Genomic DNA, 8,991 nt, shown 5'->3' with positions numbered 1-8,991 from the left:
CGACCGCTTTGCTTCCTCAGGTCCTTTCTGCTCACTTCGTTTTGCATGTACCATCTTAGACAAACATTTATATCAAAACAGTAAAAACATACTCGTTTTTATTAGCAGAAAGATTGATCCAATGACCTTGATTCGTCATTGGTTATAAATGAAATCTTGATGCTCATGTGGTCACTTCGTGATCAGAAAACCCTCGGATCGCCGTTACCCCCGGATTTCCTTCATACCCTTTAGCAAGGGTGAAATCCGGGGATAAATGCGACCGCTTTGCTTCCTCAGGTCCTTTCTGCTCACTTCGTTTTGCATGTACCATCTTAGACAAACATTTATATCAAATATTTAAAAACCGCGTTATTTTTTAACCCAAAAACCGCCCCCGTCTTCCCAAGGGAAAGTCGGGGACGGTCCGAATGTCATGCTTGTTCAGGCGTTCCATGGTACAAGCTAATCTTGTGCATAGGCTAGTTTGGACACTGATGTCCAACACATATGAGTTGAATAACCATCGGTGGTCGACGTGACCAACCCTGCCTAATCCACTATTAGTCAGCCAGAATGTACTGGTTGAGTTGTGCTCTCAGCAATTCCTGACGTCCGGATTGGTTTTTGCGTGGGCTTTCGTTGTTGAGTGCATACTCAGCAAGGGAAGCAAGTGTTGCTTTACCTGCAACCACATCTGCGCCAATACCTTCGCTGAAGCTGCTGTAACGTTTTTCGATGAAGTCATCGAACACGCGATCTTCGATCAGTTTTGCAGCTACTTTCAGACCTTTGGCATACGTATCCATACCTGCGATGTGTGCCAGGAACAGATCGTCTGCTTCGAAGGAACCACGACGTACTTTCGCGTCAAAGTTCACACCGCCACGGCCGATACCGCCGTTTTTCAATACTTCATACATGGTCAACGTAGCATCGTACATATCAACCGGGAACTCATCCGTATCCCAACCGATCAACATATCGCCTTGGTTCGCATCGAGGGAACCGAGCATGCCGTTGGTACGAGCAACACGGATTTCGTGATCAAATGTATGACCAGCCAGTGTAGCATGGTTTGCTTCCAGGTTAAGTTTGAAGTGTTTGTCCAAACCGTATTTTTGCAAGAAAGCAATGGAAGTTGCTGCATCATAATCATATTGGTGTTTTGTTGGCTCTTTTGGTTTAGGCTCGATCAGGAATTGTGCATCAAAACCAATTTCCTTCGCGTAGTCTACAGCCATATGGAACATGCGAGCAATGTTGTCTTGCTCCAGTTGCATGTCTGTGTTCAGCAATGTGTCGTAACCTTCACGACCGCCCCAGAAGACATAGTTTTCAGCTCCCAGACGTTTACCCACTTCCAGACCTTTTTTGATCTGTGCTGCAGCGTGAGCATACACGTCTGCGTTGCAAGTGGATGCTGCACCAAACATGAAGCGTGGGTTCGAGAACATGTTTGCTGTGTTCCAGAGCAGTTTTTTGCCGCTGGATTTCATATGATCTTCAATCAGATCAACAATGGTATCAATGTTGCTGTAGAACTCGCGCAGGTTGTTGCCTTCTGGTGCAATGTCCACATCGTGGAAACAGAAGAACGGGAGATTCATTTTTTCCAAAAATTCAAATGCCGCTTCCACGCGTACTTTCGCGAGGTCCAGACCCGAGTATTTATCCCACGAACGAACAGCTGTCTCCGCACCGAACGGATCACTGCCGCCTGCAGTTAATGTATGCCAGTAAGCCATACCGAAACGGAAATGTTCTTCCATCGATTTGCCGGCTACCACTTCTTCCGGATTATAATGTTTAAAAGCAAAAGGATTCTTGGAATCTTTACCTTCAAATGCAATTTTATTAACGGATTCAAAATAGGCCATGTGTAAAATGCCTCCTCAATAGTTTTAAGAAATCGTTTACACCGTTATCCTATCACATCGAATATACTTTGTCTATTGGTTAAACAAAGTAAAATAAAATTGTTTTTTACAGGTTTGTTTACGCTATAATAGTCGAATAACTTGTTTCGGATGTGGGTCAGAACCCTTTTATCAGAAGAATAGGAGTGCCTTAACCATATGAAAATTACCGGAGACCAGATGCTGGTCAAAAAAATAAACAAGTCGATCGTTCTGGATACGATCCGGCGCCATGCCCCTCTTTCTCGCGCACGAGTGTCCGAGGTTACGGGGCTGAACAAAGCAACGGTATCCAACCTAGTTGCTGATCTGATCAGTGATGACCTGGTACAGGAGATTGGCCCTGGTGAATCCAGTGGCGGACGTAAACCACTCATGCTGCTGTTTCGAGGGACATCAGGCTATGCAGTCGGTCTGGAACTCAGTGTGACCCATTTAAAAGGCGTGCTCACAGATCTGGAAGGACACATCATTACAGAGTACGCAGTGACCTTGGAACATCATGACGTGTCCTCTGTATTGGAGCAATTGAAATTGGCAGCAAAGCAGCTTATTGAAGCAGCTCCTGCTTCCCCTCACGGTGTCATTGGTATCGGTATCGGGGTGCCGGGCATGGTGGATGAGGCAGGAACGGTCCTGTTTGCACCCAACTTGGGGTGGGAGAAGGTAGCTCTGCGCTCGATGCTTGAAGAAGAATTTGAACTGCCTGTAACGATCGATAATGAAGCCAATGCTGGTGCCCATGGAGAGCTGAATTTTGGGGCAGGTATCGGTGTCCGTCACATGATCTACATCAGTGCAGGCGTGGGGATTGGTTCAGGCATCATGGTGGATGGTGAATTATACAAAGGTGCGTGGGGATACGCAGGGGAAACAGGCCATATGTCCATTGAAGCAGAAGGTCTTCCCTGTTCCTGTGGTAATCGTGGTTGCTGGGAGTTATACGCATCGGAAAAAGCCTACGAGCACCCGGATCATCAGCTAAAATTACCTGCTCATACCACACGCGAGCTTATTCATCATGCGGAGCAAGGCCACGATGCTGTTCAAGAATTATACAATACGATTGGACGCAAACTGGGGATTGGCATTACCAATATCGTTAACAGTTTCAACCCGGAACGTATTATCATTGGTGGTCCGCTCTCTGAAGCAGGTCCCTGGATTGAAACAGCGTTAAAACAAGTTGTCGAGGAACGTACATTACCTTATCACCGCCGCAGTTTGCAGATTGAATGGGCAGCTCTGGGCAGCCGTTCCACCCGCGTTGGTGCCGCTTATTCTGCGATATCCCAATTTTTAGGAAAAATCAGGGTGTCTGTCTAATAACAGATGAAAATTGACATCATTTCGCCCCATTTCCTCCCTTTTTGTTAAAGAAATCCAGATGTATAATGGGGTTATGTGATTTTTGTCATGGCTATGTGAATCAAGCTGTGTTAATTCCGATAACGAAACGGAGTGAAAAAAAGCGTGACCTACGTGGATACTTCAGATATCTCGGCGCAAATGTTTGTCACCGTACTCCTGTTCCTGATTGTGCTTGCGCCCTTGTTCAGCCTTGGCATACTCCGATTGTTCCAGAGCAAAAAGAAGGCTGGTTTCATGTACATGCTGTCAGGAGTGCTGGTGTATGTTGTATTTCAGACTTTCATGAGTATTTTTTTCTAGATCATATCTGCATTTGCACAAAAAACCGTACCCTTCCGGGTACGGTTCTTTCTATATCCTAACGGCTCGCGAAAACCGGAATTGCATATGAATCGAAACGTTCTTCAACATATCATGTTCCAGATCTTAACGTAATTTAAGCGTCCAATGCTTTAGCAAATTGAGTTTTGTTCATACCCAGAATGCGGTGTTCACCAATTACAGTCAATGGCACGGCACGTACGCCCATGTCCCATACTTGTTGTGCAAATTCATCGCTAGTTTCGATGTTGCGCTCTTCATAAGAAATACCTTTATCAGCCAGGAACGTTTTTACGGATTTGCAGTTCGGGCAGTTCGTTGATGTATATACAATTACGTTTTCCATGTTTAATTCACCTCATATGGTTTTATATTAATCTATAGTTTGGTTGGAATCAGCTCATTCTATTACAAAACAACTGCGCTGTGTTCCAAGCTCTCAATGTATTTCTCTGTGTCCATGGCAGCCATACATCCGCTACCTGCCGCTGTGATTGCTTGTTTGTAACGTGTATCCTGCACGTCACCACATGCGAATACGCCTGGGATGTTTGTCTCGGATGTACCTGGTGTAGTCAGGATATAACCATGTTCGTCCGTAGTGATCTGTCCGCCAAGGAAACCAGTGTTTGGTGTGTGACCGATAGCTACGAATACGCCGCTTGCTGGAATCACTTCTTCTTCACCTGTTTCGTTGTTCAATACTTTCAGACCTGTTACGCCGTTGTCACCAGCAAGGACTTCAAGTGGTGTACGATTCAAAGCCATTTCTACTTTTTCGTTGCTGCGTGCACGATCCTGCATGATTTTGGAGCCACGCAGTTCTTCACGACGGTGTACCAGCGTTACTTTGGAACCGAAACGGGACAGGAAGCTTGCTTCCTCAAGGGCAGAGTCACCACCGCCGATCACGATGATCTCTTTGTTACGGAAGAAGAATCCATCACATGTTGCACATGTGCTGACACCGCGCCCTACATTTGTTTCTTCACCAGGGATACCGAGGTATTTAGCAGATGCACCTGTAGACAGGATCAATGTTTCGGATACGAGTTCCCCCATACCTTCAACTTGAATCTTGAATGGACGCTCGCTCATGTCGATGTTGTTCACCCAGCCAGTGCGGAATTCAGCACCGAAACGTTCTGCTTGTTTACGCATGTTATCCATCAGTTCAGGACCCATAATGCCATCAGGGAAACCTGGGAAGTTCTCCACTTCAGTTGTTGTTGTCAGTTGGCCACCAGGTTGTGGACCTTCAATAACGAGTGGGCTCAAGTTGGCACGTGCCAGATAGATTGCTGCTGTCAGCCCTGCAGGGCCTGTTCCAATAATAATTGATTTATACATGTATAGTTCCTCCCCCGGGTTCTGCAAAAAGGTTAGACCCTCCGGCATCAAAAGCCTAGGCTTTTGCATACACTAGAACGAAAAGCCTACATCATGTCCACAAGTCCTGCCTGTGAAATGACAATGGCCCTATGCAGAAACGGAATTCTAATTTATAATCATTCTAATCTGTTGTTCATTATGATCTCTTTTATGTACGGTGTCAATGCTCGGCAGCGATTATGAAGAAGTCTTCATCAGGAGGGAAAATGGAAGCATGAACGATGCACTCATTGGCAGTTTTATATCAGCCATGTCTACCGGCCTAGGGGCCGTACCGATTCTATTTATGCGCAAAATATCGCACCGTCTGCGTGATATCTTGCTGGCATACGCCGCAGGTATTATGACCTCGGCCTCGGTGTATAATCTCATTCCGGAAGCCCTTGGCCAATCGAATCTCTTTGTACTCGCATTTGGTATTATGCTTGGTAGCCTGGTTCTACTGGTGCTGGAGATGAAGATTCCACACGTCGATCTGGAGAATCCCGAGAAAATGCCTTTTAAAATTGAAACCAAAGCCTTCATGATTATTGCAGCCATCACCATGCATAACCTGCCAGAAGGGTTATCCGTTGGCGTTAGCTATGCAAGCTCGGATGAAAACCTGGGCAATCTCATTGCCTTTTCCATCGGATTGCAGAATGCACCGGAAGGATTCCTGGTGGCCCTCTTTCTTGTGAACCAGAACATTGGCCGCTTCAAAGCGCTGGGTATTGCCACCCTAACCGGAGCGGTAGAGATTATTACAGCTATGATTGGTTACACCTTGAGCAGTCTCGTAGCTGGTCTTGTGCCTTATGGTCTGGCCTTTGCAGCCGGTGCGATGATGTTCATTGTTTATAAGGAACTTATTCCCGAGAGTCACGGCGATGGCAATGCACGTGTGGCGACGATGTCCTTTTTGCTCGGGCTCATCACAATGATTGGTCTGACCGAACTGTTTTAATTGAAGACTAAAGAACCCGAGCGAACAGTCCAAGACTGTCGACCGGGTTCTTTGTTTTGCCACAAATGAAGATTCCATGAAATTACTGGGACCGTCTGTCAGAGGCATTATGCCCTCTCCTGATCAGGATTGGATGAAACGAATCCGTTCCGAATTGAATTTTTCCAATTCATCATAGAATGCACCATGACCACTCTCTTCAAAAGCAATCAATTGAGACGAAGCGATGCCTTTATGCATCTGTTCCGCGAATTCGAACGGACATATCTCATCCTTTTCACGTGCAAAATGGCTGTTGGCACCTGAATCGAACTCAGGTCACCTCGCAATTCCTCATCCCGCAACGCAATTGCACTGCGAATGGTACCATAAGATGAAGCTTCCATGCCGAGAGCGTGGAACCAATCCATGAATGGCCATGGAGAACCCTGCGAGCACCGGGCCTTTCAGTTCCAGATCATCGATAACGGCACGAACATCGTCTGCCATCCGATCATAATCATATCCTGTGGAAGGCTTATCCGAAAAGCCATATCCTTTAAAATCTATCGCAATGGCACGAATGCCATGGTTCGGAAGTACGTTCAATTGATATTCAAACATTTTATAATTAACAGGCCAGCCGTGCAAAAAGACAACCGGAGTGCCTTCGCCAAAATATCTTCAACATATACTTTTACATTTGGTTCCACTCTGACCCAGGGTTCAAACGTGAGCCGTTCAACCAGTCGTATACAACCAGCAAAACCAATTAATCATTTTCATCTCCAAATCTGATTACCGTAGCAGCCTAAGCCCATTCAGAATAACCAGAATTGTACTGCCTTCATGACCTACCACACCCAGAGGCAATGCGACATCTTGGAGGAAGTTACCAGAAATTAAGGCCAGAATAACGGTGATGGCAAAAAACATATTCTGTTTCACCGTACGCTGAGCTCGACGAGCCTGCCCAATGACCCAAGCGATCTCTTCAATGTTATCGTTCATCAGTACCGCATCAGCGACCTCCAGTGCAGTACCGCTACCCGATAATCCCATCCCCATACCCACAGTGGCTGCTGCAAGTGCCGGGGCATCATTAACACCATCTCCCACCATTAGCACTGGACCATACTGTTTGCGGAGCGTTTGTACCTGCTTCACTTTATCTTCTGGCAGCAAGTCTGCATAGACCATGCTTACCCCCGTTTCACGTGCAATTACAGAGGCTGATCTTGCTCGATCGCCTGTTAACATCGCAACTTTAATACCCATCGCTTCAAGTCTTCTCACTGCAGCTGCTGCCTGTGGCCGTACGGTGTCCCGCATGGCGATCAGCCCAACTAATTCACCATCAGTCATAACAACGGATACGGTTTTCCCCTCCCCCTCAAGTCGGGAGCATATATCGTTCCACTCCAAAGATACCTTTACAGGGTTAACACCCTGTTTATCTGAACCATCATTGTTACCGTCCTTCATCTTCTCTGACTGCATTGATCCCAGTACATCTGTTTTGCCAATGCTCCAGACCACACCATTTATAGTTCCTTCGATACCCCAGCCTGTTAGAGCCTGGACGTGCTCCGTTTCCTGAAGTGTAATGTTCTCCATGTTCGCCTGATCTACGATGGCACGAGCCAAAGGGTGCATGGAGATGTTCTCAATTGCTGCTACCGCAGCTAACAGCTCGGCGCGATCTACATGTTCAGCCGTAATAATATCTGTGACTTGCGGGGTGCCCATGGTCAATGTACCTGTTTTGTCAAAAGCCACGACCTGCGTGCGAGCCATATTCTCCATATGGGCCCCTCCCTTGAAGAGAATGCCACGGCGGGCGCTGCTGGACATCGCGGACAACATGACAGGCATGATGGAAGACACCAACGCACAGGGTGAAGCAACAACCAGAAATACCATTGCTTTATAAAATGCCTCATTCCATGTCCAGCCAAGCAGCAGTGGAGTTCCTGCAATCACAAGTAAGGTCACTCCTACAACAATGCGCGCGTAAATCCCTTCAAACCGCTCCATAAAACGCTGGGAATCCGGCACTTCTGCCTGCGCTTCTTCCACCATTTTAATGATTTTGCCAAACAGTGACCCTTCAGCCGATTTTGTAACCTCTACGTATAAGGCACCCTCCCCGTTTACCGTACCTGCATAGACTTCATCCCCCGCAACTTTGTCAACAGGCAGGGATTCTCCGGTGATGGACGACTGATTGATAAAAGAACTCCCCCGGTACACGACACCATCTGCTGGGATAATTTCTCCCGGTTTGACCAACAGCAAGTCACCCGGCTGCAAGTCATCAATAGCCACAAGGTTCATCTGTCCGTCCTCAATCCGCAATGCAGTTTCTGGCTTAAGCGCCAGTAAAGATGAGATATCCTTATGACTGCGCTCTGTCGCATAACTTTCTAACGCACCACTGAGTGCAAAAATAAAGATCAGCATCGCGCCTTCATTCCAGTAACCGATGGCTGCTGCCCCAAGGGATGCGGCAATCATCAGCAGGTTTACATCCAGATCGCGGTCCTTGACCAGTGTCTCGATGCCTTCCTTCGCTTTGGTCCAACCGCCAACGGCGTACGCCACAATGTAGAGCATGATGGATAAGGTACCAAAATACGGTGCAGTTCCCCAAGCAATCAGCATCAACAGCCCGCTGCCCAATGCAGATTGCATCTCTTTATTCTCCACCATGGCTCGAAAATCAGGCTTCTTGCCCCGATTGGGACCGGGTGTTTGGGATGAGCGTTGTTCTGCTTGTTTCTGTCTGTGTAGAGGTTGATGTATCGCTTGCACATGAATCACGATCCTTTCGAATGTTAGATTTGCGGATCGTGAGTGGAGTGTACTCAAGTTCCGCTTCCATAAATGAAGTTGTATTGAGAATGAGAGCCATTGTTAATGCCCTAAAAATGACACATGCTGCTGCGGGAATCCCGCAGCAGCATGGTTTTGTGAATGATTTTACAATAATCTCGAATGAGAATGATAATCATTTTTGTGCTTATGCAATTATTTTTACCCAATACAACTTTTAATCAGTATATGCCTGTGATCCGCATTTGT

At 46.7% G+C, this 8,991-nt stretch carries 8 protein-coding genes and 1 pseudogene; 4 read left to right on the top strand and 5 right to left on the bottom strand.

Annotated elements, in window-relative coordinates:
* Window positions 1–542: 542 nt before the first annotated feature.
* Window positions 543–1,859: a xylose isomerase gene (gene xylA, locus FE296_RS09050; protein WP_036606941.1), complete on the bottom strand. Its 1,317-nt coding sequence runs from the start codon at window positions 1,857–1,859 to the stop codon at window positions 543–545.
* Window positions 1,860–2,057: 198 nt separating this feature from the next.
* On the opposite strand from xylA, the gene FE296_RS09045 reads away from it, so the two are divergent.
* Both FE296_RS09045 and FE296_RS09040 read left to right on the top strand, forming a co-directional pair.
* Entirely contained in the window at window positions 2,058–3,224 is a 1,167-nt protein-coding gene (locus FE296_RS09045) for an ROK family transcriptional regulator (protein WP_150364785.1), read from the top strand.
* 147 nt (window positions 3,225–3,371) lie between these two features.
* Window positions 3,372–3,569, top strand: a complete 198-nt coding sequence (locus FE296_RS09040; RefSeq protein ID WP_053779005.1) for a hypothetical protein — start codon at window positions 3,372–3,374, stop codon at window positions 3,567–3,569.
* 136 nt (window positions 3,570–3,705) lie between these two features.
* Here the strand turns inward: FE296_RS09040 and FE296_RS09035 are convergent, their stop codons facing one another.
* Entirely contained in the window at window positions 3,706–3,936 is a 231-nt protein-coding gene (locus FE296_RS09035; protein ID WP_036668031.1) for a glutaredoxin family protein, read from the bottom strand.
* 62 nt (window positions 3,937–3,998) lie between these two features.
* Window positions 3,999–4,940, bottom strand: a complete 942-nt coding sequence (trxB, locus tag FE296_RS09030) for a thioredoxin-disulfide reductase (protein WP_124118130.1) — start codon at window positions 4,938–4,940, stop codon at window positions 3,999–4,001.
* A 256-nt stretch (window positions 4,941–5,196) separates the two neighbouring features.
* Between trxB and FE296_RS09025 the strand changes: the two genes are divergently transcribed.
* Window positions 5,197–5,928: a ZIP family metal transporter gene (locus FE296_RS09025; protein ID WP_036606933.1), complete on the top strand. Its 732-nt coding sequence runs from the start codon at window positions 5,197–5,199 to the stop codon at window positions 5,926–5,928.
* A gap of 123 nt (window positions 5,929–6,051) precedes the next feature.
* Here the strand turns inward: FE296_RS09025 and FE296_RS09020 are convergent.
* A pseudogene (locus FE296_RS09020) lies at window positions 6,052–6,656 on the bottom strand (alpha/beta fold hydrolase).
* 49 nt (window positions 6,657–6,705) lie between these two features.
* Window positions 6,706–8,601 carry a heavy metal translocating P-type ATPase gene (locus tag FE296_RS09015; RefSeq protein WP_317889406.1) on the bottom strand — a complete coding sequence of 632 codons (1,896 nt, stop codon included), beginning with the start codon at window positions 8,599–8,601 and terminating at the stop codon, window positions 6,706–6,708.
* Between FE296_RS09015 and FE296_RS33240 the strand changes: the two genes are divergently transcribed.
* The gene (locus tag FE296_RS33240) at window positions 8,589–8,963 is read left to right on the top strand and encodes a hypothetical protein (protein WP_223868825.1); all 375 of its coding nucleotides are present in this window, start codon (window positions 8,589–8,591) and stop codon (window positions 8,961–8,963) included. The genes FE296_RS09015 and FE296_RS33240 overlap by 13 nt on opposite strands.
* The last annotated feature ends 28 nt before the right edge of the window (window positions 8,964–8,991 follow it).

The sequence above is a fragment of the Paenibacillus sp. UASWS1643 genome, assembly GCF_008693195.1.
Taxonomy (GTDB): domain Bacteria; phylum Bacillota; class Bacilli; order Paenibacillales; family Paenibacillaceae; genus Paenibacillus; species Paenibacillus amylolyticus_B.
This window is presented reverse-complemented; position numbering and strand designations above follow the sequence as displayed.